The organism is Salinimonas lutimaris (assembly GCF_005222225.1).
GTDB lineage: Bacteria > Pseudomonadota > Gammaproteobacteria > Enterobacterales > Alteromonadaceae > Alteromonas > Alteromonas lutimaris.
This window is the reverse complement of sequence record NZ_CP036536.1, coordinates 479,694-506,260: the sequence shown is the minus strand read 5'-3', so window position 1 is coordinate 506,260 and position 26,567 is coordinate 479,694. Positions and strand designations below refer to the sequence as shown.

Annotated in this window: 25 protein-coding genes; 9 read left to right on the top strand and 16 right to left on the bottom strand. The window is 51.3% G+C overall.

Features of this window, described 5'->3' with window-relative positions:
• Positions 1-65: 65 nt before the first annotated feature.
• From pyrC to EZV72_RS02190, 4 genes are all read right to left on the bottom strand, one after another.
• Positions 66-1,109, bottom strand: a complete 1,044-nt coding sequence (gene pyrC, locus EZV72_RS02205) for a dihydroorotase (protein WP_137165694.1) — start codon at positions 1,107-1,109, stop codon at positions 66-68.
• Between the two features lie 89 nt (positions 1,110-1,198).
• On the bottom strand, positions 1,199-1,762 hold the full coding sequence (locus EZV72_RS02200) for a PhnA domain-containing protein (RefSeq protein WP_232364483.1): 564 nt from the start codon (positions 1,760-1,762) through the stop codon (positions 1,199-1,201).
• 44 nt (positions 1,763-1,806) lie between these two features.
• Positions 1,807-2,349 (bottom strand): lipocalin family protein, encoded by a 543-nt coding sequence (locus tag EZV72_RS02195; RefSeq protein WP_137165693.1) that lies wholly within the window; start codon positions 2,347-2,349, stop codon positions 1,807-1,809.
• Positions 2,346-3,011 (bottom strand): cupin domain-containing protein, encoded by a 666-nt coding sequence (locus tag EZV72_RS02190; RefSeq protein ID WP_137165692.1) that lies wholly within the window; start codon positions 3,009-3,011, stop codon positions 2,346-2,348. The genes EZV72_RS02195 and EZV72_RS02190 overlap by 4 nt, the downstream gene beginning before the upstream one ends.
• A gap of 183 nt (positions 3,012-3,194) precedes the next feature.
• Here EZV72_RS02190 and gloA2 point away from each other — a divergent pair, with 183 nt between their 5' ends.
• On the top strand, positions 3,195-3,578 hold the full coding sequence (gene gloA2 / locus EZV72_RS02185) for an SMU1112c/YaeR family gloxylase I-like metalloprotein (protein WP_137165691.1): 384 nt from the start codon (positions 3,195-3,197) through the stop codon (positions 3,576-3,578).
• Positions 3,579-3,635: 57 nt separating this feature from the next.
• Here gloA2 and EZV72_RS02180 read toward each other — a convergent pair whose 3' ends face one another.
• Positions 3,636-4,859 carry an MFS transporter gene (locus EZV72_RS02180; RefSeq protein WP_137168630.1) on the bottom strand — a complete coding sequence of 408 codons (1,224 nt, stop codon included), beginning with the start codon at positions 4,857-4,859 and terminating at the stop codon, positions 3,636-3,638.
• Between the two features lie 340 nt (positions 4,860-5,199).
• Here EZV72_RS02180 and EZV72_RS02175 point away from each other — a divergent pair, with 340 nt between their 5' ends.
• A complete protein-coding gene (locus EZV72_RS02175) occupies positions 5,200-7,149 on the top strand; it encodes an amylosucrase (RefSeq protein ID WP_137165690.1) in 1,950 nt (649 codons plus the stop codon).
• 169 nt (positions 7,150-7,318) lie between these two features.
• Entirely contained in the window at positions 7,319-7,603 is a 285-nt protein-coding gene (locus EZV72_RS02170) for a hypothetical protein (RefSeq protein WP_232364482.1), read from the top strand.
• Positions 7,604-7,637: 34 nt separating this feature from the next.
• Here EZV72_RS02170 and folE read toward each other — a convergent pair whose 3' ends face one another.
• A complete protein-coding gene (folE, locus tag EZV72_RS02165; RefSeq protein ID WP_137165689.1) occupies positions 7,638-8,327 on the bottom strand; it encodes a GTP cyclohydrolase I FolE in 690 nt (229 codons plus the stop codon).
• Between the two features lie 173 nt (positions 8,328-8,500).
• Between folE and folM the strand changes: the two genes are divergently transcribed.
• The 3 genes from folM to EZV72_RS02150 all read left to right on the top strand — a co-directional run bounded on the left by folM (position 8,501) and on the right by EZV72_RS02150 (position 11,267).
• The gene (gene folM, locus EZV72_RS02160; protein WP_137165688.1) at positions 8,501-9,205 is read left to right on the top strand and encodes a dihydromonapterin reductase; all 705 of its coding nucleotides are present in this window, start codon (positions 8,501-8,503) and stop codon (positions 9,203-9,205) included.
• A gap of 120 nt (positions 9,206-9,325) precedes the next feature.
• Complete coding sequence (locus tag EZV72_RS02155) at positions 9,326-10,384, top strand: agmatine deiminase family protein (RefSeq protein WP_137165687.1); 1,059 nt, start codon at positions 9,326-9,328, stop codon at positions 10,382-10,384.
• Positions 10,374-11,267, top strand: coding sequence for a carbon-nitrogen hydrolase (locus tag EZV72_RS02150; RefSeq protein ID WP_137165686.1), 894 nt, complete (start codon positions 10,374-10,376; stop codon positions 11,265-11,267). Before EZV72_RS02155 ends, EZV72_RS02150 begins: the two co-directional genes overlap by 11 nt.
• Before the next feature lie 39 nt (positions 11,268-11,306).
• Here EZV72_RS02150 and pdeM read toward each other — a convergent pair whose 3' ends face one another.
• Positions 11,307-12,020 carry a ligase-associated DNA damage response endonuclease PdeM gene (gene pdeM / locus EZV72_RS02145; protein WP_137165685.1) on the bottom strand — a complete coding sequence of 238 codons (714 nt, stop codon included), beginning with the start codon at positions 12,018-12,020 and terminating at the stop codon, positions 11,307-11,309.
• Positions 12,021-14,501: a ligase-associated DNA damage response DEXH box helicase gene (locus EZV72_RS02140; protein ID WP_269747630.1), complete on the bottom strand. Its 2,481-nt coding sequence runs from the start codon at positions 14,499-14,501 to the stop codon at positions 12,021-12,023.
• Between the two features lie 154 nt (positions 14,502-14,655).
• Here EZV72_RS02140 and EZV72_RS02135 point away from each other — a divergent pair, with 154 nt between their 5' ends.
• Together EZV72_RS02135 and EZV72_RS02130 are read left to right on the top strand one after the other, a co-directional pair.
• Positions 14,656-15,678, top strand: a complete 1,023-nt coding sequence (locus tag EZV72_RS02135) for a ligase-associated DNA damage response exonuclease (protein WP_137165684.1) — start codon at positions 14,656-14,658, stop codon at positions 15,676-15,678.
• On the top strand, positions 15,678-17,249 hold the full coding sequence (locus tag EZV72_RS02130; protein WP_137165683.1) for a cisplatin damage response ATP-dependent DNA ligase: 1,572 nt from the start codon (positions 15,678-15,680) through the stop codon (positions 17,247-17,249). Before EZV72_RS02135 ends, EZV72_RS02130 begins: the two co-directional genes overlap by 1 nt.
• Positions 17,250-17,258: 9 nt before the next feature.
• Here EZV72_RS02130 and EZV72_RS02125 read toward each other — a convergent pair whose 3' ends face one another.
• From EZV72_RS02125 to ubiG, 3 genes are all read right to left on the bottom strand, one after another.
• Positions 17,259-17,915: a glutathione S-transferase family protein gene (locus EZV72_RS02125; protein ID WP_137165682.1), complete on the bottom strand. Its 657-nt coding sequence runs from the start codon at positions 17,913-17,915 to the stop codon at positions 17,259-17,261.
• Positions 17,912-18,526: a glutathione S-transferase family protein gene (locus EZV72_RS02120; RefSeq protein WP_137165681.1), complete on the bottom strand. Its 615-nt coding sequence runs from the start codon at positions 18,524-18,526 to the stop codon at positions 17,912-17,914. The genes EZV72_RS02125 and EZV72_RS02120 overlap by 4 nt, the downstream gene beginning before the upstream one ends.
• Positions 18,527-18,604: 78 nt before the next feature.
• Positions 18,605-19,366 carry a bifunctional 2-polyprenyl-6-hydroxyphenol methylase/3-demethylubiquinol 3-O-methyltransferase UbiG gene (gene ubiG, locus EZV72_RS02115; protein WP_137165680.1) on the bottom strand — a complete coding sequence of 254 codons (762 nt, stop codon included), beginning with the start codon at positions 19,364-19,366 and terminating at the stop codon, positions 18,605-18,607.
• 102 nt (positions 19,367-19,468) lie between these two features.
• Here ubiG and EZV72_RS02110 point away from each other — a divergent pair, with 102 nt between their 5' ends.
• Positions 19,469-19,834 (top strand): DUF2237 family protein, encoded by a 366-nt coding sequence (locus EZV72_RS02110; RefSeq protein WP_137165679.1) that lies wholly within the window; start codon positions 19,469-19,471, stop codon positions 19,832-19,834.
• A gap of 5 nt (positions 19,835-19,839) precedes the next feature.
• Here EZV72_RS02110 and EZV72_RS02105 read toward each other — a convergent pair whose 3' ends face one another.
• The 5 genes from EZV72_RS02105 to EZV72_RS02085 all read right to left on the bottom strand — a co-directional run bounded on the left by EZV72_RS02105 (position 19,840) and on the right by EZV72_RS02085 (position 26,376).
• A complete protein-coding gene (locus EZV72_RS02105) occupies positions 19,840-21,270 on the bottom strand; it encodes an aldehyde dehydrogenase family protein (protein WP_137165678.1) in 1,431 nt (476 codons plus the stop codon).
• A gap of 12 nt (positions 21,271-21,282) precedes the next feature.
• The gene (locus EZV72_RS02100) at positions 21,283-22,926 is read right to left on the bottom strand and encodes an acetolactate synthase large subunit (RefSeq protein ID WP_137165677.1); all 1,644 of its coding nucleotides are present in this window, start codon (positions 22,924-22,926) and stop codon (positions 21,283-21,285) included.
• A gap of 119 nt (positions 22,927-23,045) precedes the next feature.
• The gene (locus EZV72_RS02095; RefSeq protein ID WP_137165676.1) at positions 23,046-23,495 is read right to left on the bottom strand and encodes a DUF4112 domain-containing protein; all 450 of its coding nucleotides are present in this window, start codon (positions 23,493-23,495) and stop codon (positions 23,046-23,048) included.
• Positions 23,496-23,514: 19 nt separating this feature from the next.
• Positions 23,515-24,591: a ferrochelatase gene (gene hemH / locus EZV72_RS02090; RefSeq protein ID WP_137165675.1), complete on the bottom strand. Its 1,077-nt coding sequence runs from the start codon at positions 24,589-24,591 to the stop codon at positions 23,515-23,517.
• Positions 24,592-24,777: 186 nt separating this feature from the next.
• On the bottom strand, positions 24,778-26,376 hold the full coding sequence (locus EZV72_RS02085; protein WP_137165674.1) for an AbgT family transporter: 1,599 nt from the start codon (positions 26,374-26,376) through the stop codon (positions 24,778-24,780).
• Positions 26,377-26,567: the final 191 nt, after the last annotated feature.

Genomic DNA, 26,567 nt, shown 5'->3' with positions numbered 1-26,567 from the left:
TTTTTAAAATAAAAAAACCTGCCCCGACCAGGTCGCAGCAGGCAAGTTTTATGCACTGAACAGCATTATGCCAGTGCGGTTTCCAGCTTCCAGTTCAGGGTCTGGCCAGCAAAAAACGGCACCATCGCGGTACCGTCAGGCAACTGTACTTCTTCGGGTACCTGCCATTGTTGCTTAACCAGCGTAATGGTCCCCTGATTGCGTGGCAAGCCATAAAAATCCGGACCAAATTCACTGGCAAAGCCTTCCAGCCGGTCAATCGCACCTAACTGTTCAAATACTTCTGCATACAGCTCAATAGCGCTCCAGGCGCTGTAGCAGCCGGCGCAACCACAGGCATTTTCCTTTTTGTGTCGGGCGTGGGGTGCAGAGTCCGTTCCCAGAAAGAATTTTGTCGATCCGCTGGCCACCACATCGCGAAGCGCTTTCTGGTGCGTATTCCGTTTTAATACAGGCAGACAGTAGTTATGTGGACGCACCCCGCCGACCAGTAAATCGTTACGGTTTAATAACAGATGCTGGGGCGTGATGGTGGCAGCCACATTGGCATTGGCCTGCAACACAAACTGCGCGGCATCTGCCGTGGTAATGTGCTCAAACACCACTTTAAGGTTAGGAAATGCCTCGACAATCGGAATCATCTTTTCATCGATAAACACTTTTTCACGGTCAAAGATATCAATATGGCTGTCAGTGACCTCACCGTGAATCAACAGCGGCATACCCGCTTCCTGCATAGCCTCGAATACCGGATACATGGCTTCAATTCCGGTCACCGCAGCATCTGAGTTGGTGGTGGCGCCCGCCGGATACAGCTTACAGGCTGTTACCCCCGCAGCTTTTGCTTCGTGAATGTCGGCCGCACTGGTGGTATTGGTCAGATACAGGGTCATCAAGGGTTCAAACTGACTGCCTGGCGGACGGGCTGCTTCTATACGCTGCCGGTACGCGGTTGCCTGCTGTGCATTGACCACGGGTGGAACCAGATTGGGCATGACAATCGCCCGGGCAAAACAGCGGGCGGTGGCCGGTACAGTTTCACTGAGCATATCGCCATCACGAAAATGCAGATGCCAGTCATCAGGTGTGCGCAAAGTAATGGATTGCATGAAAGGGTGCCTTTTTCTACTGCCTGTTGAAGTGGGCATAGTATGCCCTAAAAGCCGGTTGCCCGCATCTTGTCGGGCCACATTGGCGGTTATGCTTTCTTGGTATAGGCGGCAATGATCACAATACGGGTACCGTTAACCTTACCTTCAATATGCTCCGGATTATCACTTAACCCGATGTTACGTACCACCGTGCCACGCTTGGCGGTAAAGCCTGCTCCTTTAACATTCAGATCTTTAACCAGATGCACGGTATCGCCCGTCGCCAGTGCTGTGCCGTTAACATCCAGTGTAGGGGCTTTGTTATCCACAACCAGTTTGGCTTCTGCCCACTGAATCAGATCATCGTCCAGGTAAAGCATAGCCAGCAGATCCTGCGCCCAGGTTTCTGACTCAAACGCTTTTAGCATACGATAAGAAACGACCTGCACCGCCGGCACGGGTGACCACATCGCATCAGACAGGCAGCGCCAGTGTTTGTCATCAGGCGTTGCCTCACCGGTCAGCTGGGTATGACAGATGCCACAGGTCAGTATGTGTGCATCAACACCCTGTACAGGCGAATAAGGCACTTCATACATACTCAGCTCGCTGTCGCTGCCACACAGTTCACAAACCTGATTGGCTCTCGCCTGCACTTTTTCTTCAATCACCGGACATTTCCTTACTCATAAAAAACGGCCGGAGTATAACACCATTACCGGGTCAGGGCGGGATTATCCCTATCGTGTTTCACAAAGATCAGTGCCTCGGTGTCATAACCCAGCGCTGCCGCTTTTTCTATCAACTGACGTTTCACCGCTTCAGGGAGTGTGCGGGTACGCGACAAGATCCACAGATAATCTTTATCCGGCCCGGTCACCAGCGACCACTGATAATTCTGCCGGTCCAGTTCGGCAACAATATAACTGGCGTAAAACGGACCAAAAAAAGAAACCTTGAGCCACCCGGTAGTCGGTTCATTTACAAAATAGGCCTTGCCCTGCGCTTTGTCCCACTGCCCTTCTTCGGCGTTGTAACCACGATTGATGACCCTGATACCGCCATCATCCAGTTTACTGTAGCTGGCAGTGACATTATCCAGCCCTTCTTCAAAGCTGTGATCCAGACGGGCAATTTCATACCAGTCGCCCAAATAGCGCTCACTGTCGAAGCCGGTCACAGGAGTCACATTGTCAGGTTTGCTGGTACAGCCGCCCATCATCAGCGCCCCAAGGCAGACTATAAGCCACAGTTTCATTTTTTCTCTCCAGGTAAATGGCCAGTTTTGACCAGTAACTGCGCCGCATTGCCGCGCACCTCAAATACCGGCTGCTGACCGGCGGGTAAACGAATCCAGCTCATCGCCGGTAACGGTTTGTCCTCCAGCCAGATATCACCACTGATAACCAGCGCCTCAAAGCCAAAATCAGGAACGACCGGACGCCAGCGCGCTCCGCTGTCCAGCGCAACCAGTTGGGTCACCTCTTGGTTAAACTGATGCAGAGGCAGTATTTTTTGCAGGTTATCCATACCCTGCTGCCAGCCAGCTTTGTGACTGTCTATACGCAGCAGTTGACTGTCGCCGGGCTCGAAATAACACAGTTTGACAAAAATCTCGCAGCCATCGATTGAAAAAGGGGCATGGGCCGTTCCTGCCGGATTACGGATGTAGGTGCCCGCCGGGTAATCGCCAGTCTCATCACTGAATACGCCGCTAAGGACAAAGATTTCCTCACCATTGGGGTGTTCATGCGTCTCAAACCGCGCACCGGCCTCGTATCGAACAATGGAGGTGGCCATGCCGGTTTCTGCTGCCTGTCGTTCTAGTTTTTTACGCCAAACACTGGCCGCTGGCGACGCTTCCCAGGTCAGCGTACTGCCATCAACGACTACAGGTAGCGTGTAATTCTGATTAAGCATCGATTCATACTGCCTTTCAATTCGATGAAGATAAATAACAACACGTTCTGTTGCAGCCCTTTGGCAGCCCCGTCTATGCTAGGCTATACCACAGACAGCAGCAGGTGTTGTTTTGCCTAATGCCATACGCAGGACAGTCAGGATAAGACCACCTGCACCGTTTTTTTGACAATGAGGTAGCGTATGTTACGCGGGATCCACCACGTGGCGGTAATTTGTAGTGATTACCCTGTGTCTAAACATTTTTACGTCAATGTACTGGGTTTTAAGGTGATTGATGAAAACTACCGGGAGGCCAGAGATTCCTATAAGTGTGATCTGGCCCTGCCAGACGGTACTCAGGTCGAACTGTTTTCATTTCCCGGTGCACCGGCACGGCCTAGCCGTCCTGAAGCGCAGGGGCTTCGTCATCTGGCTTTTCGGGTTGATAACCTGAATGCCGCTATTGCCCATCTGCAGCAACATGGCATTGAAGTGGAACCGGTACGGGTTGATGAGTACACCAATAAACGATTTACTTTTTTTGCCGATCCGGATGCCCTGCCGCTGGAGTTATACGAGCTATAAACAAAGCCCGCTGGAAAGCGGGCTTTTTTGATACAACGTATGAGAAGACAGAGTTATCTAGTGCGTTACCCCGTAATCCTCGGCTTCAATTTCAGCCAGGCGCCGGGTTGTCGGATTCGCCAGGTAGTTGTACAGCAAGCCAACAAACAGCAGTGAAGCAAACCCGGTGGCGACCATAAAGCCGTATTTTGCATCACCACCCATGGCATCGCTGACCACACCCATGATGAAGGGGCCTGCGGCGGCGCCGGCAGCGGTGAAAAACAGAATTACGCCGGCCACACTGCCGTGCTGATGCTTCGGAAAACAGCTAATGCCTTTAGAATTAAACGTCGGGTAGATCACTGACATAAAGATACCGGTTAACGGGAACAGGTACAGCGCCACTTGTTTGCCGCCTGCTAAGCCTAGTGTGAAACACAGTACAATAGCGCCACTGAATAACATCAGCACCAAAGCCCAGTTCAGTCGTGACATCATCCAGATACCAACAAACCGGCCCAGCGCGCGCAGCACAAAGAAAGCGGTGACAGAATAAATGGCCAGCTGGCGAGCGCTTTCACTGGTATAGCAGTCATACGTTGCCCGCAAAGAGGTGGCATCACATACCAGATAGCTGGGCATCCATACATAAATCGCGCTTTCAGCGGCCACATATAAGAATGCGCCAACTGAAAACCCCAGTGCATAAGGGCTCTTTAGCAGCTTGAAGGACTGCAACAGTGAAACCTGTTCAACTTCCTGCTTATTATTGCGCACATACTGAGGATAGCGCACCAGTACAGCCACAATAATCAGTACAGTACAGATGCCGCCTGCGATAACATACAAATATTGCCAGGCCACACCCTGATGAATAAGCCAGGCTACAATCAACGGACCGATAATTGCGCCTACACCAAAAAATGCCTCAGCCCCGTTCATGGTCGCTGTGTGCTGTTTGGTGGAACTGGAAATATCCCCGATCAGCGCCAGCGCCCCGGTTTTAAAAATCCCCACTGCAATACCTGACAAGGTCATCAGGCTGACGATAAAAATAAAATCGTTAGCCACCAGAAACGCATAACAGGCCAGGCCAAATACGCTCAGCCCCATTATAATGGTAGTTTTGCGCCCCAGCTTATCGGCCAGAAAACCCAGAAACAAACCCGACATCGCAATACCCAGCATAGGCAGCGAATGCATCAGGCTAGCCTGCGCATTGGTGACATCAAATGCCACTTTCACTTCTTTGATGATCTCCCCCACCGAGTCTGATGTCATGGCGAACATCATGAACATCAGATAGGTTAACCACCGGATAAAGTAACTGTTTGACTGATACATCGAAATGGCCTCGTTGTGACTCTGCCCTGCTCACTGACTAAACAGATAAGTCGTTTACATATTTTTATCATTACAGGTGTACTTTTCTGTTATTAAGCTTATCTTAAAATCAGGAAAGTTACGCTCTACAACGTTAGTCTAAAGCAAACAAATATGTTGGAACTTTTAACTTAATCGTTTAAGATAAATTAGCAAGAGTTTAGTACTGTGTAAACAGTTATGTGAATTAATTGTAAGCGCAGACCCAATTTTTACCGTTGTCTGGCTCCGTCTTAGCCAGTTCAGGAGAGTCGAAATGAATTATGCCGCCGACAGTCAAACATGCCTGCATCGCATAAAAGCGTCGATGGACTTAAGTGCCTTGTCAAAGCGCGACGCTGCACTATTTATAGAACGTCTGGACATCCACTTTAATCGTCTGTTTGAGCAATATACACATGTGTACGGGCATCAGTACGACTGCTATTTTCACCTGCAGCAACTTGTGCAGGTGCTCATCGAAGGCTTCAGTAAACGCAAAGCGGCATTGAAAAGTCAGGATCAGGCCACGCTGGCTGACCCGCTTTGGTACCGTAGTGAAAATGAAGCGGGCATGGCTTGCTATGTTGACCTGATGGGCCCGACCCTGAACGACTTGCACGACAAAATTCCCTACTTTAAAGAACTGGGCATAACCTATCTGCATCTGATGCCATTATACGATGCGCCCGAAGGCGACTCAGACGGTGGTTATGCGGTGTCGGATTACCGTAAAGTGAACCCGACCCTGGGTACGACGGCGGATCTTGAAAAACTGGCTGACGCGCTGCAAAAAGAAGGCATTAAGCTGGTGCTGGACTTTGTGTTTAACCACACATCAGATGAACATCGTTGGGCCAAAGCGGCACTGGCTGGTGATCCGCAGTACCAGAATTATTATTACCTGTTTGACGATAGAAACATTCCGGATCAGTTCGAGCATACCCTGCGTGAGATTTTTCCACAGGTGCGCCGGGGCAGCTTTACCTTTAATGAGCAGATGGACAAGTGGGTCTGGACCACCTTTAACAGCTTTCAGTGGGATCTGAATTACAGCAATCCGGAAGTGTTTAATGCCATCACTTCAGAAATGCTGTTTCTGGCAAATCTTGGCGCAACTGCGCTGCGGTTGGATGCGCTGGCATTTATCTGGAAGGAAATGGGCACGGATTGTGAAAATCAGGACAAAGCACATACCCTGATTCAAGCCTTTAACAGCTGTCTGCAAATCGTAGCACCGGCCGTGGTCTTTAAGTCCGAAGCTATTGTTCATCCTGATGAAGTCATTAAATATGTCCGTAAAGATGAGTGTCAGTTGTCTTACAACCCGCTGCTGATGGCCTTGTTATGGAATAGCCTGGCAACCCGTAAAACCCGGTTGCTGACCCGCTCTATGCAAAAAAGCTTCAGTATTCCTCAGGATACTACCTGGGTGAACTACATCCGTTGCCACGATGATATCGGCTGGACGTTTGATGATGCGATGGCCTGGGAAATTGGCGTGAACCCGCACGATCACCGGTTCTTCCTGAATCAGTTTTATACTGGCCGGTTTGATGGTTCATTTGCCAACGGTGTGCCGTTCGCCGAAAATCCGTCTAATGGCGATTGCCGGGTGTGTGGCACCCTGGCCTCACTGTGTGGCCTTGAGCATGCCCTGCAAAGTCAGGATCAGCACGAAATCGACACCGCGATTGCACGCATTAAACTGCTTTATGGTATTTCATTTAGCATTGGTGGCATTCCGCTGCTGTACTCCAGTGATGAACTTGGCCTGCTGAACGACCACTCTTACCTGGACGATCCGGCTAAACGTCATGACGATCGCTGGGTAAACCGGGTGCCGGTGAGCAGTGAAGATATTGAAAAAGCCCTGACCCAGCCAGCGGGACTGTCGCTGGAAGACCAGTGCAAGGTACGGGTATTTAATACCCTTAAAGATATGCTGGCTATTCGTAAAGCCAATCCGATTTTTGGCCAGAGTCGCACCCAGATTCTCGATACCGGCAATCAGCATTGTTTTGCCTACCTGCGGGATAATCAGCAAGGTCAGAAAATGCTGGTTATAGCTAACTTTTCTGAGCAGCCGCAGCAGGTCTCTGGTGACCTGACACACATCATCGGTAATGCAGAGGCTACCGATTTACTGAGTGGTGACGTTCTTAAGGGACACGAATCCAGCCTGAATCTTGATGGTTACCAACAACGCTGGTGGCTGGTCGACTAAACGGGTCACTCAGGTGGCATCCGGTAGCACATCGGATGACCTGCCTCCCCCTTTAAAACCGGGCTCTGCCCGGTTTTTTTATGCTCTTTATTTGTGGCGAATCCGCGTAACTGACCTACATTAATAAAACATGGTTCATTTTTTGTAAGCTGAAAGGAAGGAATACTCAATGGAAATGTTGCTTAACAGCACAGCCAGGGGCGCCGACCCTGCCTCACTGGCCGCACTCTATCAAGGAATTGCCATGCAAAGTTCGTCGTTACACGAATACATGTGCCCGCAATGTGGCTATATTAATGCTATCGCTGGCAGCGAAATTTGTAATATGTACTTAGCGCAGTATGCAAATTGCTACAGCTGTGACACCAAACTGGAAATTGTGCCAGCAGACGGCATGAATGAGATGATTAATCTGGTGATCAGTGAGGCAGATGAAGAAGCGCTGTTTCGCTAGCGCTTCTTACCACCAGAATCTGAAGCCAGCCAATTTACGGCTGGCTGAAAAATTCCCGACGCAAATTGGCATCGGTATTAAACTGCCCGCCCAGAGCGCTGGTACGAGTAAAAGAGTTGGTGTCACGGATTCCCCGCGCTTTCACGCAATAGTGGGTGGCGTTTATTGTTACTGCTACATCCTGAGACCCGGTTAGCGCCTGAATAGCAACCATCACCTGTTGGGTCAGACGCTCCTGCACCTGTGGTCGCTGGGCAAAAAAGCCCACCAGCCGATTAATTTTAGATAACCCCAGCACTGTCTCTTTGGGGATATAGGCAACGGTTGCCGTGCCATCGATCGTCACAAAATGATGTTCGCATGTACTGGTCAGATTGATATCACTCACCTGCACCGGCTGCTGGATATCCATTTTATTTTCGATCTGAGTGATTTTCGGAAACTTGCTATAATCCAGCCCACCAAAAATTTCATCAACATACATTTTGGCAATACGTTTTGGCGTGTCGATCAGGCTGTCATCGGTGCGGTCCAATCCCAGCGTATCCATGATGTCGGCCATGGCCGCGGTGATTCTCGCCCGCTTTTCATCGTCCGACAGGTGGTTTTCCACCATCGGCGTTTCCAGACCTTTGTCGAGTAAAGCCTGACGTACGATTTGTGCTTCTTTTGAGATAGCTGGCTCAAGCGCATCGCGCACTACCACCGCTTCTTTCGCTAACATCTTAATATCCAATTCAACAACATAACGTAATTTTACGACCAATCAGAATAAACCGTGCAATTTAAATCATAGTATGAAAATAAATTAACGCACATGCCTGACTAGTATCAACGCAGGGTAAACCACTATAGTACCACCACGCGTAATCATAATTTTCAGAACCCGGAGCTACCATGCGTGCCCCCGTATTAATCACCGGCGCGACCCAGCGGATCGGCCTGTCTCTGGCCGAACACTTTATGGCCAGAGACATTCCCGTCATTGTAACATACCGCCGCCCAAAATCTGCACTAACCCGCCTGCAACAGGCTGGAGCAACGACTTTACAGGCTGATTTTGCGACCAATGAAGGGATCAGCGCGCTAATTAGCGCGGTAAAAGACCATACCAGCGCACTCAGAGCCATTATTCATAATGCCTCAGATTGGGATAAGGAGCAGGATAATCAAGACCCGGCAGCACTTATGGCCAAGATGATGCAGGTCCATGTGTCCGCTCCCTACCAGATCAATCTAGGTTTACAGACACTGCTGGGGCACCAGGGGCTAAGTGACATTATTCACATGACCGATTTTGTCACCCGCACCGGCCATCCCAGACAGATTGCCTATGCAGCCAGCAAAGCCGCGTTAGACAATATGACATTATCCTTTGCCACATTGCTGGCCGACCAGGCCAAGGTCAACAGCATTGCCCCGGCGCTGCTGATGTTTACCGCCAATGATGATGCCAGCAGCCGTCAAAAAGCTCAGCATAAACAATTGCTGGCACCGGCACCGGGCCCCCAGGAAGCGGTCAGTACAGTTGAGTACATTATGAACAGTGACTATATCACCGGCCGGACGCTACATCTTGATGGTGGCCGACACCTTGTTTAGGCTGACAGCGGCCAAATAACGATGAACGCTTTTTTAAGCGCCGGAACTGACGGTATAATCCGCCTTTATTGTAAACCCGATGCCGGTGGCTACCGGCACGATGAATTAATGGATAGCTGAATGACACACGCAACCTCGCTCATCCCCGAATGGGAACGTGCTGATGCTGTAATGCTGGCATGGCCACACGAGCAAACTGACTGGGCGCCGTGGCTGGAAGAGGCCCGCGCCACTTATCTGCAGGTGATCGATGCAGTTAACCAGGCCGGCGCCGCGGTTATTTTGCTTTGTCAGCCGCACCAGGCACAGGATATTCAGGCGCAGCTGCCTGCCGGTGCCCGGGTATTGCTGGTGCCAGGCCAGTACAACGATACCTGGATGCGGGATTATGGCTTTTTAACCTGTTCGTCTGAGGCGGGGAACTATCCGGTGGAATTTGGCTTTAACGGCTGGGGTGGTAAATTTGATGCGGCTTTGGATAATCAGGCCAATCAGCGCTATCTGGCCGGCTTGTGCCGTTTGCCATTGCAAACCTGCGAGCTGATTGCCGAAGGCGGGGCGCTGGAAATTGACCAGCACGGCCATTTACTGTCCACCGCTCAGTGCTTACTGAATCCCAAACGTAATGGGGATACCAGCCTGGCTGACTACACCAGTACCTTTGTACAGGCGCTGGGCGCATCAAAAGTCACCATTTTTGAGCATGGCCATTTAGAAGGTGATGATACCGACGGACATGTTGACACACTGGTGCGCTTTACCCCGGATGCGGGCCTGGTCATTCAGGCCTGTGATAACCGTCCGGATGACAGTCATTATGCAGGCTTAAAAGCCTTGTGTGATGAATGCGCCACGCGTTTGCCTGAGCACCATCAGTTTCGTTTACCCCTGCCGCACATGGTCAATGCTGACGCAGAGCGGTTGCCTGCCTCCTATGCTAATTTCCTGATTTGTAACGATCATGTGCTGGCGCCGGTCTATCAGCAACCAGAAGATGCCGATGCAATCAGTGTGCTCCAGCAAGCCTTTCCCAGGCATACTATTGTGCCGGTGGAATGCTCGGTACTGGTTCAGCAGTACGGTAGTTTACATTGTATATCTATGCAGGTGCCTCAACATACACTGACTGGGCAGGTGCTTTCACAACTTCAAAAAGGAGTGTCTATCTATGGCGTCTAAGATGCTAAAAGTCGGTCTGGTACAGCAGGCTGTGGCAGATAATGACAAAATGACAAACTGGCAGAAAAGTGCGGATCAGATTGCCCAGCTGGCAGCTGATGGCTGTGAATGTATTTTATTACAGGAGCTGCACAGTACCTTGTACTTTTGCCAGACCGAAGACACAGAAGCGTTTGATCTGGCTGAGCCGATCCCTGGCCCGGCCACTGACTTTTTTGGCGAAGTGGCTGAAAAGTATAATATTGTGCTGGTAACCAGTTTATTTGAAAAGCGTGGTTCAGGGCTTTATCACAACACCGCTGTGGTTTTTGACCGCAGCCGTGAAATTGCGGGTAAATACCGCAAGATGCATATTCCCGACGACCCGGGCTTTTACGAGAAGTTTTATTTTACTCCTGGTGATATGGGCTTTGAGCCTATTCAGACCAGTGTGGGTAAACTGGGTGTACTGGTGTGCTGGGACCAGTGGTACCCAGAAGCGGCCCGTTTAATGGCGATGCGGGGCGCGGACCTGCTGTTCTACCCGACTGCTATTGGCTGGGATGTAACTGACACCCAGGATGAGCAGGAACGTCAGGCCGGTGCCTGGCAAACCATTCAGCGCTCTCACGCGGTAGCCAACTCGGTGCCGGTAATTGTCGCCAACCGGACCGGCTTTGAAGCCTCACCGGTAGACGGCGATCCGGGTATTCAGTTCTGGGGCCAGAGCTTTATTGCCGGCCCTCAGGGCGAGATACTGGCGCTGGCTGGTAAAGATGAAGAGCAGACACTGATGGTAGAGCTGGATATGGCGCGTACTGAAAAAGTAAAACGCATCTGGCCTTATTTCCGGGACCGCCGCATTGATGCCTATGACGACATCACCAAACGGTGGCGGGACTGATTTTACAAAAATAAAAAGGGCGCTGATAAGCGCCCTTTTTTATGCCTGTCTGACAATGCAGTTGTCATATAACATAAATGCCTGTCGGGTGCTGGCGGGTATCAGGGAGGTTACTACCTCATCGTCAATCCACAGGCCGCCGGTGTATTGCCCGAAGGCAGGCATAATCATCAGGTTCTGGCCAATTAAGAAGCTCTTTCCGCGATACACATGCCGCCCTTGTCGAATGCGGGTTTTCGGATGAAAGTGTCCTATCAGCTGATACTCCGCTGCCGGCCAGTGCTCTTCAGGCTCATGGCACAAACCCACAGTGTCTTGTAATAAACGGGCGTGACGCTCACCGCCGACAGACTCAGGAATAGCCGGATCATGATTACCCAACACCCAGCACCATCGTGGCACCTGATGGATTAAAGATGCCAGCAGCGCTTTGTCCGCGTCCTGCATGCGCGACACACTACCGATATCATGAAAACTGTCGCCCAGACAGATGACTACCTCCGGCTGATAGTCCGTTATTATCCGTGACAGGCGGTGCAAGGTCGCCTGACTGTCCAGTTGCGGCACCGGGTTACCATAGCAGCGCAGGTAACTACCTTTTTCCAGATGTAAATCAGACACCACCAGCCAGTCAGCCTCTGGCAGGTAAGCCGTACCAGCGGCATCCAGTAACCAGGTTTTACCGCCAAACCGGGCCGGCATAATTCGTTTTTCAGCCACCTGTCTGGTTAGCCAGGCATTATCTTTAACCACTTACTCTCCTGTTTCAGATTGATTACTTTGCCCGCCCAGCAGCGCTTTAACCTCATCAAGCATGGCTTCGGCTTCTGCATACAGGTCCGCCTGCTCCATCATTGCATGTGCACCGGCTCCCTTAACCTGCTCGGAGCGCACATTCAGTACAATAGGAATGGCCATGGGTGAAACTTTGTCTAAATCCACCAGCCGGGTTTTACCCACAAACCGAATGAGCAGGCCAGCCAGCCGCTTCAGATCGAGCAGTTCACGCTCCGCATCAGCCCGGGTCACGCTCAACAAAATGTGGTCAGGATCATATTCGCGCAGCGTGTCATAGATCAGATCTGTCGAAAAGGTTACCTGCTTCATGGTTTTCTGACTGCTGTGAAAACGCTGTTCGGTTAAGCCGCTGACGACCGCTACATGCCGGAACGACCGCTTCAGCATAGGAGCCTGCAGCATCCAGTCTTCCAGCTCATCGCCCAGTATATCCGGCGAGAACAGTTTCTCTATATGCTCGGTGGTGATCCGGCGCAAGGCGCTGACCGATAGCCCGTAGTCAGTCACGCTGAACGACAGGGGCTTGAGCCCCAGTTTTTCCATACGCTTGGTCACAAGCATACCCAGGGTCTGGTTTGCCTTGCGTCCTTCAAAGGTATAATACAGGGTGACCATGGCCTTGCGATGCTCAAACTGTTCAATGAGCACCTGCTCTGGATGTGGAATGACCGAAAACTGTTGTTGCAGCTGCAACCATTCGCGCACCTGTTGCGGCAGACTTGCCCAGCGTGGCTGATCATTTAACAGCTGTCTGACGCCCTCTGCCAGAAAGGTGGAAAGCGGTAACTGACCACCGGCATAACTGGGAATTTTTGGCTCACCGCCTTTAGCTGGCCGGGCGTGCAGCTGCATATCCCGGATGGCTTCAAAGCGCAGCACTTCACCGGCAAACAAAAAAGTATCTCCGGCCACCAGCTGCTGGGCAAAGTACTCCTCCACCTCGCCAATGATTTTACCCTGATTACCACGTCGGATACGTTTAACCTTGAGCCGGCCCGCCTCGACAATAGTCCCGATATTCTGCCGATGACGCTGGATGATACGTTTGGAAGCTGGCACCCACAGTCTATCTTCGTTTTGTATCATGCGCTGGTAGCGCTCGTAGGCCTGTAGGGCATATCCGCCATCCACAGTGAACTGCCATAATTTATTAAACTCATCCCGTTCAGTACCCTGATAGGGCGCGGCATCGAGCACCTGCTGATAAATCACCTCAGGATCCGCCGGAGCCGAACAGGCACAGTTAAGAATAAACTGAGGCAGAATATCCATCGCCCCGGGTTGCGGCTGTTCGCCATCCAGCTCATTGCGGGCAATCGCATCCATCGCCGCCTGACATTCCAGCGCCTCAAAACGGTTGGCCGGCACCAATAAGGCGCGACTAGGTTCATCAAGCCGATGATTGGCCCGCCCGATACGTTGTAATAGCCGGCTAACCCCTTTGGGCGCGCCCACCTGAATCACCAGTTCCACATTGCCCCAGTCAATACCCAGCTCAAGCGCCGAGGTACAGACAATCGCGCGTAACTGACCACTGGCCATCATGGCTTCGGTTTTACGCCGCTGCTCTTTGCTTAACGAGCCGTGATACAGTGCGATTGGCAGGCCTGCGCGGTTTTCTTCCCACAACATCTGAAAGACCAGCTCTGACTGCGCTCGGGTATTCACAAACACCAGGGTAGTGCCGGCCTGTTGAATGTGCGTATAAATATCACCTATGGCATATTTGGCCATAAAGCCACCAAACGGCATGCGCGAGGCTGAATGCAGCATGGTGATATCCGGCTTAACCGGCGCCTGCACCTGAATGATGCTGGCCGGGGTACCGGTGACTCCCAGCCAGCCGGCCAGCGCCGGAGGCTGAGCTACTGTAGCTGACAACCCAATCCGGCGCATTTGCGGTGACAAAGCTTGTAACCGGGCCAGCGCCAGCGCGGTAAAATCACCTCGCTTGTTGGCCACCAGAGAATGGGCCTCATCAATAATCACCGTGCGCAGCCTGGCAAAGATTTTATCTGCGTCTGCGTAGGACAATAGCAACATCAGGGACTCAGGCGTGGTCAGCAGAATATTCGGTGGCTTTCGCCGTTGCCGCTGTCGCTTATGCGATGGCGTATCGCCGGTACGGGTTTCAATCGTGATATCCAGCCCGATTTCTTCCACCGGTTGCAACAGGTTACGGTGAATATCCTGTGTCAGAGCTTTTAGCGGCGAAATATACAGGGTGTGTAAGCCTGTTGCTGGCTGCTGATACAGATCTACCAGCGAGGGCAGAAAACCAGACAGTGTTTTACCTGCTCCGGTGGGGGCAATCAGCAAAGTAGCCGGCTGCTGCGGAACCTGCTCCAGCATTTGCTGCTGATAATCCCTGAGCTGCCAGCCGCGGTGTTCAAACCAGCGGGAAAAACAAGACGGAAGAATAAGTCTACCTCGCAATCGTCATTAAAAAAATGCAGTAACGTCATAGACATTGCTGCTGCTTTATACAAACGAAAATTCTTTAAGGTTAGTTTAACTTAATCAACTTATTTGATGCCCGTGCCGTATACCTCACACAGGATTAATATTATGTCAGGTTCAGGAGGTCAGGGTGCATCCACAAGACTGGATAAGGACAGAAGAAGCCGGGTTGTATTGCCGGCCGGCTGATGTGTATATCGACCCAATGCTGCCAGTGGCCTGTGCCATTGTGACGCACGGCCACGCTGACCACGCCCGCGCGGGTCACCAGCGGGTGTATGCCACCGCGCAGACGCTGGCGATTATGACCACCCGTTACGGAGAGGAAATGGCCAGCGATCCACAGCCGCTGGATTATGAACAGACGGTAACGCTGGGCGACCCGGACGATCCGGTCTTGCTGACCTTGTTTCCCGCCGGGCATATTCTGGGCTCGGCCCAGGCCCTGCTGGAATATCGCGGTAGCCGGCTGGTTATCTCCGGTGATTACAAGCGACGGGACGATCCCACCTGCCCGTTATTTAAAGTTGTGCCTTGTGATGTGCTGATCACAGAAGCAACCTTTGCCCTGCCCGTATTTACGCATCCGCCTATTGAGCAGGAAATTAATAAACTGCTGCATTCGCTGGCCGTTTTTCCCCACCGATGTCATTTGGTCGGGGCTTATGCTTTAGGTAAATGTCAGCGCGTGATTCTGGCTCTGCGCCATGCCGGTTATCACAAACCGGTTTACCTGCACGGCGCGCAAATCAGACTGTGTGAATTATATCAGCAGCAGGGCATCGATTTGGGTGAGCTGATTGCGGTAAACGATGTGACTGACAAAAGCGCCCTGGCTGGCGAAATTGTGCTGGCGCCACCCTCCGCCCTGGCCGACCGGTGGTCCCGTTCGTTGCCCGATGTGCGCACAGTCATGGCATCTGGCTGGATGCAGATTCGCGCCCGGGCCCGACAAAAACAGGTGGAGCTGCCGCTGATTATCTCTGACCACTGCGACTGGCCGGAATTGCTGCAAACTATTTCTGAAGTCAACCCAAAGGAAGTCTGGGTGACCCATGGTCGCGAAGATGCGCTGGTTCATCAGGCACAGCAAATGGGATATCACGCTAAAGCCTTGTCGCTGATTGGTTATGATGAAGAGGAAACCGGGTAATGGAAGCATTCAGCGATTTACTTGAGCAGCTGTATTTTACCAGTAGCCACAACGCAAAATCGGCACTGATAACCGACTATCTTAAACAAACCCCCGACCCCGACCGGGGTTGGGCGCTGGCTGCCATGGCCGGTACCCTGCGCTTTGATTTTTTCAAGCGCAATACGATTAAACAGCTGATGCTGGAGCGCATCGATCCGGTCCTGTTTGATTTAAGTTACGACTATGTAGGGGAAATGAGTGAGACCGTGGCGCACCTGTGGCCCGACACCTCGGCGAAGCCTGCCTCCCTGCCCGGCCTGGCGCAGATTGTAGATGATTTTATGCAGGCAAAACGCACAGAGGTTAAGCCTTTGCTGGTGGATTATCTGAACCAGATGAATGCAGCACAGCGCTGGGCGCTGATTAAACTGGGAACCCGAGGCCTGCGCATTGGGGTGTCAGCCCGGACAGTTAAACAGATTCTGGCCCGCTATGGCGATAAACCCGTAACCGACATTGAAGCGCTCTGGCATGGGGTTGAGCCGCCCTATACAGAATTGTTGCACTGGCTGGAAGGCCTGGCAGAAAAGCCGGATATCTCACAGCGGGTGACCTTCCACCCGGTCATGCTGGCGCACCCGGTAGATGAGACTACGCTGGAAAACCTGTCGCCTGCACAATGGCAAGTGGAGCACAAATATGATGGTATTCGTGTTCAGCTGGTGTGTACGCGGCACGGCAAGGCGCTGTTCAGTCGTACCGGTGATGATATCAGCGGTGCATTTCCTGATTTACTGGAAACCGTGACCGAGCATGGTGTTATTGACGGTGAACTGCTGGTAATGCAGGGCAAAAAGGTAGAAAGCTTTAATCAGTTGCAACAACGGCTGAATAAAAAGAAACCTACTAAAAAGCTGATGAGCGAGTTGCCAGCCGGTTTGATTGCCTACGATATTTTAGCTGATCAGCATCAGGATTATCATCAACAGCCGCTTGATGAACGCCGCGCCGCATTACAAAAATACCTTAAAAATAGTAGCAGCGACCGGTTACACCTGTCCGGGCAATTACCCGCCAGTACCTTAGCTGAACTGCGCCAGCGTTACGCGGAGGCCTGTCAGGATACCGCGGTAGAAGGACTCATGCTCAAGCGCCGCGACAGCCTGTATGTGCCGGGGCGTCCTAAAGGCCAGTGGTTTAAATGGAAGCGGGAACCTCGGCTGGTCGATGCCGTACTGATGTATGCACAGCGTGGCCATGGCAAACGTTCTAGCTTTTATTCAGATTTCACCTTCGGGGCATGGCAGGGAGATACCCTGCTACCAATTGGAAAAGCCTACTCGGGCTTTACTGATGAAGAGCTGAAAAAGCTGGATAACTGGGTACGGCGAAATACCACCGGCCGCTTCGGGCCAGTCAGAGAACTGGCCAAATCACTGGTTATAGAAGTGGCTTTTGATGCCGCGCACCCGTCTAACCGGCACAAATCCGGGGTTGCCCTGCGCTTTCCCCGGTTCCACCGGATACGCTGGGACAAACCCGCTGCTGAGGCAGACACGCTGGACACCGTGCTGACTATGATAGAATAGCCAGCCTGATCAGATAAGTGTGCGTCCGGCCCGGGCCACGGACTCAGGCACAATTTTATGCGGCACTTCAACACCGCGTCTGGCGGCAGGCCGGGCCTCAATGCTGTTTTTCCACCGATGAAGATGGTCAAGCCCGTCCATTGATATACCAGACCATTTGTAGGTTCTGACCCAGCACCAGTTGGCGATATCGGCAATACTATAATCGTCCACCAGATATTCATGGTCTGACAGATGTGTGTTGAGTACCTCAAACAAGCGCCGTCCCTCGTTCTGATATCGGCTGATAGCGGTGGGGATCTGCTCTTCCATATACCGGTAGAAAACATTGGCCTGTCCCATCATAGGGCCAATTCCGCCCATCTGAAACATCAGCCACTGCGTCACCTGACTTTGCTGTCTGGCGTTATCCGGCCACAGCTTGCCGGTTAACTGCCCCAGATACAGCAAAATCGCACCAGACTCAAATACCACAAAATCCTGGTTACCGTGATCAACCATCACCGGAATACGCCCGTTTGGGTTCAGGGCCAGAAACTCAGGTGTTTTCTGCTCACCTTTTCTTAAGTCCACACTGCGTACCTGATAGTCCAGCTGCATCTCTTCTAATGCCACTGATGCCTTCCAGCCATTCGGGGTGGGTGAGGTATACAGACTAATGGTCATGCGCGGGCACTCGGCCGGCTACTGACAGTGTCGTACCATTTTTTCAGATTGGTATGCTTATCATCCAGACGAATATCCACCACCCGGGCAAAGTCGATAGCACATAATGCGGTGATATCAGCAATAGTGAAGCGCTCGCCGGCGATAAAAGGACACAACTCCAGGCGACGTTCAAGGATATTCAGATACTTGGCGGCATTGATCCCGGCTTCTTTACCGTATTCAGCAATCGGAACCATCCGGTCCTTAAAGTACCCGGTGGTGTGCTGAAAACACATGCCAACCTGTAGCATTAAAGCCAGCTCAACCTGGCGTTGCCACATCGACACCACGGCCTTGTCTTTAGCATCCACGCCCATCAGGGGAGGCTCAGCAATGGTATTTTCAAAATACGTGCAAATGGCATCAGTTTCAGCAATACAGGTACCATCATCAAGTTCCAGTACCGGTACCTTACCCAGTGGATTTTTAGCCCGCATCTGCGCGCTCAGGTTTTCTCCTTTTTGTAAATCCAGCTGTACATATTCAACATCTTGTGCGACGCCCTTCTCCGCCAGAAACATTCTGACCCGACGGGGATTTGGCGCAGTTTTGGTTTCGTAAATAATCATGCTGTTTCTCCTGTATCAAGATCCTTAGATTAAACAGCACAGGCTGGCAGTCAAATTATCATCCGACAGATCCGGCCATTATTTTTGTGAATAGTAGCATTGCAGATAATTGACCGCGGTACTGCTGGTCAGCGACCAGTGGCCTGACAGCGGATTTAACTTCATGCCGGTTTCATACTGCAGGGTAAAGCCGGGGCCGACCCAGTCTGTCAGTTCGGCAGGTTTGACAAATTTTTTCCAGCTGTGCGTGCCTGCCGGCAGATATCGCATGACATATTCAGCGCCGATAATGGCAATGATATAACTGCGTACTGTGCGGTTCAGGGTGGCCAGAATCAGCATACCGCCGGGTTTGACCAGCCGGGCGCAATCCTGGATAAGAGCCGGTTGATCCGGGACATGCTCGACCACCTCTGCATTGATCACCACATCATATTGCTGCTGCCGGCTAATCTGGGAAGCCAGTAAGTGCTCATAGTTAACGGTCACGCCATTATGTTGTGCATGACGTTTTGCCACTTCTATACTCACAGCACTGGCATCAATCCCGGTCACGTTGGCCCCCGCGCGAGCCATAGGCTCACTAATCAGACCACCCCCACAGCCAACATCCAGTAGAGTTAACCCGGATAACGGTTGTTCAAGTGTGTCATCAATACCAAAATGCGCACCAATCTGCCGACGCATGACATCGACTCTGGCTGCATTAAATGCCAGTGCGGTTTTATATTTTCCCTTCGGATCCCACCAGGATTCTGCCAGGGCATCAAACCGGGCAATCTCTTCGTCAGACAGATTTTTTGAAGCCGCAGAAGGACTTATTACGCTTTTATCTAACATAGACTGACCTCAAACATTAAATTTACTTTAATTTATTGTTTACTATTTTTAAATTCTATACGCTACGGTTGGTAATCGCGTTTAACTATGCAAAAGGATGTTATGGCAAACGCAAAAAATGTCTATGGAAAAGCACTACAGTTATGTTGTGGAAATACCGGCTTCACACGGGAAGGGTTTTGTTATGTACCTGTGTCGGACAAGGGAAATCACAGCGTGTGCGCCATTATGGATGACACTTTCTTAGTCTTGTCGGCCCGTAAGGGAAATGACCTCATCACCCCACGACCTGAATTACAGTTTCCTGGTTTAAAAGCCGGCGACCGCTGGTGCTTGTGCGCTAATCGCTGGCTGGAAGCGCAACGCATAGGTGTTGCACCCAAAGTGAATCTGAGTGCAACCAATATCAGGGCGCTGGATGTGGTACCGCTCTCCCTGCTGGAACAGTACGCGGTAACCAGCGCCTGACCGCGCTACTGAGGGCGTCGGATCACCAGCAAGCGGGTTTCAGTCATATCTTCAATGGCATATCGAATCCCCTCACGGCCAAGACCGGAGTCTTTAATCCCGCCATACGGCATATTGTCTACCCGCCAGCTGGGCACATCCCCAATGATAACCCCACCAACTTCCAGCTCATCCCAGGCTTGCTGAATTTTGTAAATGTCACGGGTGAAAATACCCGCCTGCAGTCCATACCGGCTATTATTCACCTCAGCCAGGGCCTCATCATAGGTACTGAATTTATATAGAACCGAGACCGGACCAAAAGCTTCCTCAGCGCTGACATCGCAATCTTCAGGTACATTCTCAAGCACGGTAGCCTCAAGCATCGGGCCATTTCGTTTACCGCCACACAGCACACTTGCGCCCTGCTCTTTTGCTGCATTTATCCAGTTTTCCAGGCGTTCTGCTTCAGACTCGGCAATCATCGGTCCGATGAATGTATCTTCATCGCTGGGGTCGCCCGAGATGAGATCCGCCACCCGGCTGACGTATTTTTCCTTAAACTTATCGTACAAAGATTCATGCACCAGTAGCCGCTGCACACTGATGCAGCTTTGTCCTGACTGGTAATACGCACCAACAATAATGCGATTGATTGCATCATCAATATCTGCATCTTCATCCACCACACAGGCTGCGTTGCCACCTAATTCAAGTACCACCGGTTTTTTACCGGCTTTGGCTTTAAGCTCCCAGCCCACATCCGGCGAGCCGGTAAAGCTGAGCAATTTAAGACGCTCATCCGTGGTAAACAGATCGGCACCATCGCGGCTACAGGGTAGAATGGAAAACGCGCCTTTAGGCAGGTCGGTTTCTGCCAGTACCTCACCGATAATCAGCGCACCAATGGGCGTACGCGAAGCCGGTTTGAGCACAAAGGTACACCCGGCCGCAATAGCCGGGGCGACCTTGTGCGCAGTCAGATTCAGCGGAAAATTAAACGGCGAGATAAATGAACAGGGACCAATCGGAACTTTTTTGGTCATGCCCTGATAGCCTCTGGCTCGCTCGGAGATTTCCAAATTGACCACTTCACCGTTAATCCGCACGCTCTCTTCCGAGGCTATACGAAAAGTATCAATAAGCCGGGTGACTTCACCCCGGGCGTCTTTAATGGGCTTTCCCGCCTCGATACACAGCGCCTGGGCCAGCTCATCTGCACGTTCTTCAAAACGCTTGATACAGTGATCCAGCACAGCTTTACGTTCAAAAGGGGTTAACGCGGTCATCGCAGGTTGTGCTTTTTCGGCCGCAGCGATGGCCTGGTCAATCACATCGGCGCCGGCCTTAGCCACTTTGGTCGCCACTTTACCCGTATATTTATTAGTTACTTCTAAATCCTGATTCGCAAAAACGGCTTCGTTGGCCAGATAGTAGGGATAGCTCTCATTCAACATGGCTTGCTCCTTTTACAGATTTTGGCTTAATTTTTTAATCGTTCTGTTAAGTGTTTCATCGTTCAGGCTGTAGTCCACCGGGCAGTCAATAACATGCACACCGGGGGTTTTCAGACAGTGTTCAATGATGCCGGCCACATCGCTGGTTTGCTCAATACGCCAGCCATGTGCACCATAGCTTTCGGCATATTTCACAAAATCAGGGTTGCCATAATCCAGGCCGAATTCATCCAACTGCATATGTGCTTGCTTCCATTTGATCATGCCATAGGCATCATCGCGCAGAATCACCACGACCAGATCCAGTTTCAGGCGAACCGCTGTTTCAATTTCCTGGCTGTTCATCATAAAGCCGCCGTCCCCGCATACGGCCATCACGGGCACATCGGGATGCACCAGCTTGGCACCGATGGCAGAAGGCAGGCCTGCGCCCATACTTGCCAGAGCATTATCCAGCAGTAAAGTATTAGGACTGTAAGCGGCATAGTTTCGGGCAAACCAGATTTTGTATACACCATTATCCAGCGTCACAATGCCATCTTCTGGCATCACTTTACGCACATCACGTACAAACCGCTCGGGCAGTACCGGAAACCGGTCATCATCTTCGGCTTCCCCACGATGCTGCACATAGGCTTCGTGCACATCTTTGTAAAAATCCAGCTTCCAGTCAGACTGCGGACTGACTTTTTCCTTTATCTGCCAGATGCTGTTGGCTATATCACCGACCACTTCAAGCTGAGGGAAATAAACCGGATCTACCGCGGCTGAGTCAAAATTGACATGAATTACCTGTTTTTGCTCATCGTGATGCATAAAGAACGGGGGCTTTTCCACCACATCATGGCCCACATTGATAATAAGATCTGCCCGGTCTATCGCCCGGTGGACAAAATCGCCGTCAGACAATGCCGTGTTGCCGGCAAATAACTTATCACTTTCATTTAAGACGCCCTTACCCATTTGGGTGGTCACAAAGGGAATCCCGGTTTTATCGACAAACTCACGTAGCATTTTAGCGGTCAGCTTGCGATTGGCCCCTGCCCCGATAAGTAATAGTGGCGAGGTGGCCTGTTCAATCATCTCAACGGCCCGGTTAATCGCTTTGTACTCCGCAATCGGACGTCGGGACAGGCTTGGCTTTAACAGCGGCGTGGTAGTTTGCTCAGCTGCAATATCTTCAGGTAATTCAATATGCACTGCGCCAGGGCGCTCTTCATGGGCAATCCTGAATGCTTCGCGAATCGCTGAGGGAATACGCTCGCCGCTGACAACCTGCGTGGTATATTTGGTAACCGGGCGCAGCATGTCCACCACGTCAATCACCTGAAACCGTCCCTGTTTAGAGGTTTTGATCGGCTTTTGTCCGGTAATCATCAGCATGGGCATGGCGCCAAGCTGTGCGTAAGCGGCAGGGGTAACCAGATTGGTTGCTCCCGGTCCCAGAGTCGATAAACACACACCAACTTTGCCGGTCAGGCGCCCGTAGGTCGCGGCCATAAAACCTGCGCCCTGTTCGTGGCGGGTCAACACCAGTTTGATAGAGGAAGAACGAATAGATTCAAGAAGATCGAGATTTTCTTCACCTGGGATACCAAAGATATATTCCACACCTTCAGCTTCCAGCGCTTTGACGAAAAGATCAGAGGCTTTCATCCTTAATACTGCTCCTTTGTTGTAGGGTACGAAGGGTCACACACAGTGTGTTAGTGCCTACGCAAGGGCAACATAAAGCGATTAGTCAGTTTGATTATTAGCTAGACTTAAACACATTATTACTCAATGAAGTGCTGCGATGCCCACTGCTCCAGGCTTTGATCGACCTGTTTTTTCAGGGCCTGTTCATTGCTGTGCAGCCACCACATTTCCATCAGCTTGACGTTACGGCGGTTAGATTTGTAAAAGAAGTCGGCAATACTGCCGATTATCGGAATAAGTCCGAGCAGAAAGTCCAGCGCAGTATTGCGAAACATTTTTTTGAGCAGGCGATCCGGCATCCCCATTTGCTTTGCATATAAGATAATACGCAGCGCGATGCCTGCGGTTACCACATCGCCGACTACAGGAATCAGACCAATGATGCCATCAAGACCAATCCGGTAATTGACTACGGGAAGCGTAAAAGAGGTATCCAGCAGATTGGCCAGATGCTGCGCTTTTTGCAACGACGCAGGAATAGTCGGGGCAGACTGTTGTTCATCATCATGATTTCCTGCATCGGTCATAGCAACTCCTGAGTTAGGTTTAATTTGCGCCCAAAGCCTGGGCACGGGCTTGCCGGCTTTGCGGATCTTTATCCAGCTGCCAGCCCTGTAGATTCTGTTTGATTAGGTCAAAGAGCATGTCCATATGTTCATCATCGCTGTTCAGCGCATCGATATATTCATACCGCTTGCCGCCCGCTTCCATAAAATACTCTTTGTTTTCCTCGCCAATTTCTTCAATGGTTTCAAGACAATCAGCAGAAAATCCCGGGCACACCACCTGCACAGATGAGACCCCTTGGCCCGGCAGGGCTTTCATTGTTTCGTCTGTATACGGCGTTAACCACTCTTCCCGACCAAAACGGGACTGAAAAGTTGTCATATACTCATTTTCCTGCAACCCCAGCCGCTCAGCCAGCAGGCGCGTTGTTTTATAGCACTGGCAGTGATACGGGTCGCCGTTGAGCAGATAACGCTTGGGAATACCGTGATAGGACATCAGCAGTTTGTCGGCTCGTCCATGGGTTTCCCAGTGGGCTTTCACTTTATTGGCCAGCGCATCAATATAAGCCGGATTATCATGATACTGAGTAATAAAACGCAGCTCCGGGATCCAGCGCCGTCGGGTAAAGTCCGCTGACAGGGCATCAAAGGTGGAGGCGGTGGTAGAAGCACAGTACTGAGGGTAAAGCGGCAGCACAACCAGCTTTCTGGCGCCTTGATCAATGAGCTTATCAATCGCCGACTCAATCGATGGATTGCCGTAGCGCATGGCATATTCAATGACCACCTCATCACCGTAAGCTTGCCGGCACCGCTGTGCCAGCGCACTGTGCTGGTTTTTGGTAATGGCCAGCAATGGAGAGCCCTGCTCGGTCCACACACTGGCGTAGGCTTCGGCCGAGCGCTTGGGCCTGAAATTCAGAATCACACCGTTGAGAATAAACCACCAGATAGCCCGGGGCACTTCCACCACCCGCGGATCAGACAAAAATTGCTTCAGATAGGGTTTCAGGGCTGTCGCAGTAGGACTTTCCGGTGTCCCTAAGTTGGTGATCAGTACACCCAGTTTGTCCTGCTGTGCATGCGAAAACTGAGAATTGCCCTTAAACTTCATTGCTCTTCAACCTGTTGATGTCTTTGTATTAATTATACCTTTTGTCAGGCAAATTTGATCGTTACATTCGCGTTAATCGCTATCTCAGCGACAGATTGATAATATCGAGCACGTCTATCAATGAACCTCAAACAAAAAGAGGCAGCCTCTGGCTGCCTCTTTATCCGGGGTGCATAACCACAGATTTTACTGGTAGTAGGTCGCTGCGCCCGGCCCTACCGGCATGCCCAGCAGGAATACCCACACATAAAACAGCAAGGTCCAGCCGACAATAAATACCATTGAGTAAGGTAACATCATGGCAATCAGTGTGCCCATGCCCAGGTCTTTACGATAACGGGCTGCCATAGCCAGAATCAGTCCGAAGTAACTCATCATCGGGGATATTACGTTTGTGACAGAGTCACCAATACGGTAAGCCGCCTGAATCACCTCTGGCGCGTAACCCAGCAGCATCAGCATAGGTACAAAAATTGGCGCGGTTACCGCCCACTGGGCTGAAGCGCTGCCTAAGGACAAATTAACCAGGCCGCACATAAAGATAAAAAGAATAAACACCGAAGGGCCGTCAAGACCGGCTGACTGCAGAAAAGCTGCACCTTTCACCGCCAGTACGGTGCCCAGATTGGTCCATTTGAAAAACGCTACAAACTGGGCAGCAAAAAATACCAGGGTAATATACAGCCCCATTGAGCCCATGCTTTTAGACATCGCATTGATAACGTCTTTGTCATTTTTCATGGTGCCTGCGATACGGCCGTAGACAAAACCGGGAATAGCAAAGGTAATAAAGATAAACGCAACGATGCCTTTCAGGAACGGGCTTCCTGCCACCTCGCCGGTTTCCGGATGACGCAGTATGCCGTTTTCCGGCACAATGGTCAGGGCCAGTACACCACAGGTCACAGCGAATGCCACACCAGCCCAGCGCAGTGCTTTTTTCTCCAGCGCAGTCGGCGCATTCATCTGTTGCTTTTCCAGTCCTTCCGGCGCCTGACTTTCATCAAACTTACCCAACCGGGGTTCAACAATTTTTTCGGTCACCACTGCACCCATAATGGCAACGACAAAGGTGCTGATAAACATGAAATACCAGTTCACTTCCGGGCCGACCACATAATCCGGGTCAATCATCCGCGCAGCCGGTTCGGTGATTCCGGCCAGCAGCGGGTCCACCGTGCCCAGTAACAGGTTAGCACTGTATCCGGCTGACACCCCGGCAAACGCTGCTGCCAGTCCGGCCAAGGGATGTCGACCCAATGAATGAAAAATCATTGCCGCCAGCGGTATCAGCACCACATAGCCCAGCTCTGATGCAGTGTTTGAAATGATGCCGGCAAACACAATTGCCACCGTCACAACCCGCTTTGAAGCATTCATGACCAGGGCGCGCATCGCGGCTGACAACAAGCCGGAATGCTCCGCCACCGAGACCCCCAGCAGCGCCACCAGTACCGTGCCCAGGGGGGCAAATCCGGTAAAGTTGGTAACCAGACCGGTCACAATGCGTTGTAGTCCTTCAGCACTGACCAGCGACACAACACTTATCACTCCGTCAGCGCTGCGTCCTTTGGCACCTTCGGGCCGGGGATCCATCACAGTGACATCAAAATAGCCAAGAATGCCGCTAAGTAGCACGATCATCACTGATAAAATAGCAAATAAGGTGACCGGGTGGGGAAGCAAATTACCCAGCCATTCTACGGTCGCAAGAAAGCGGGCAAATACGCCACTTTGCGCCTGCTCTTCATAAGCAGAACGGTTTTGAGATTGATGAGAAGACAACCTGATACCTCTGTCGTTTTTAATTATCTGACCGAATAGCAGCCCGTTTGCGGCCTGCTTAAAGCAGTCTTATTATATTTTTAAAGGCGAAATTGTAGCGTAACTTTAATAACGACGCACACCTTGTAAAAAAATCGTTATTAAAGAGGCACTCAGGACAAAAAAAAACCAGCGCACATGCACTGGTTTTT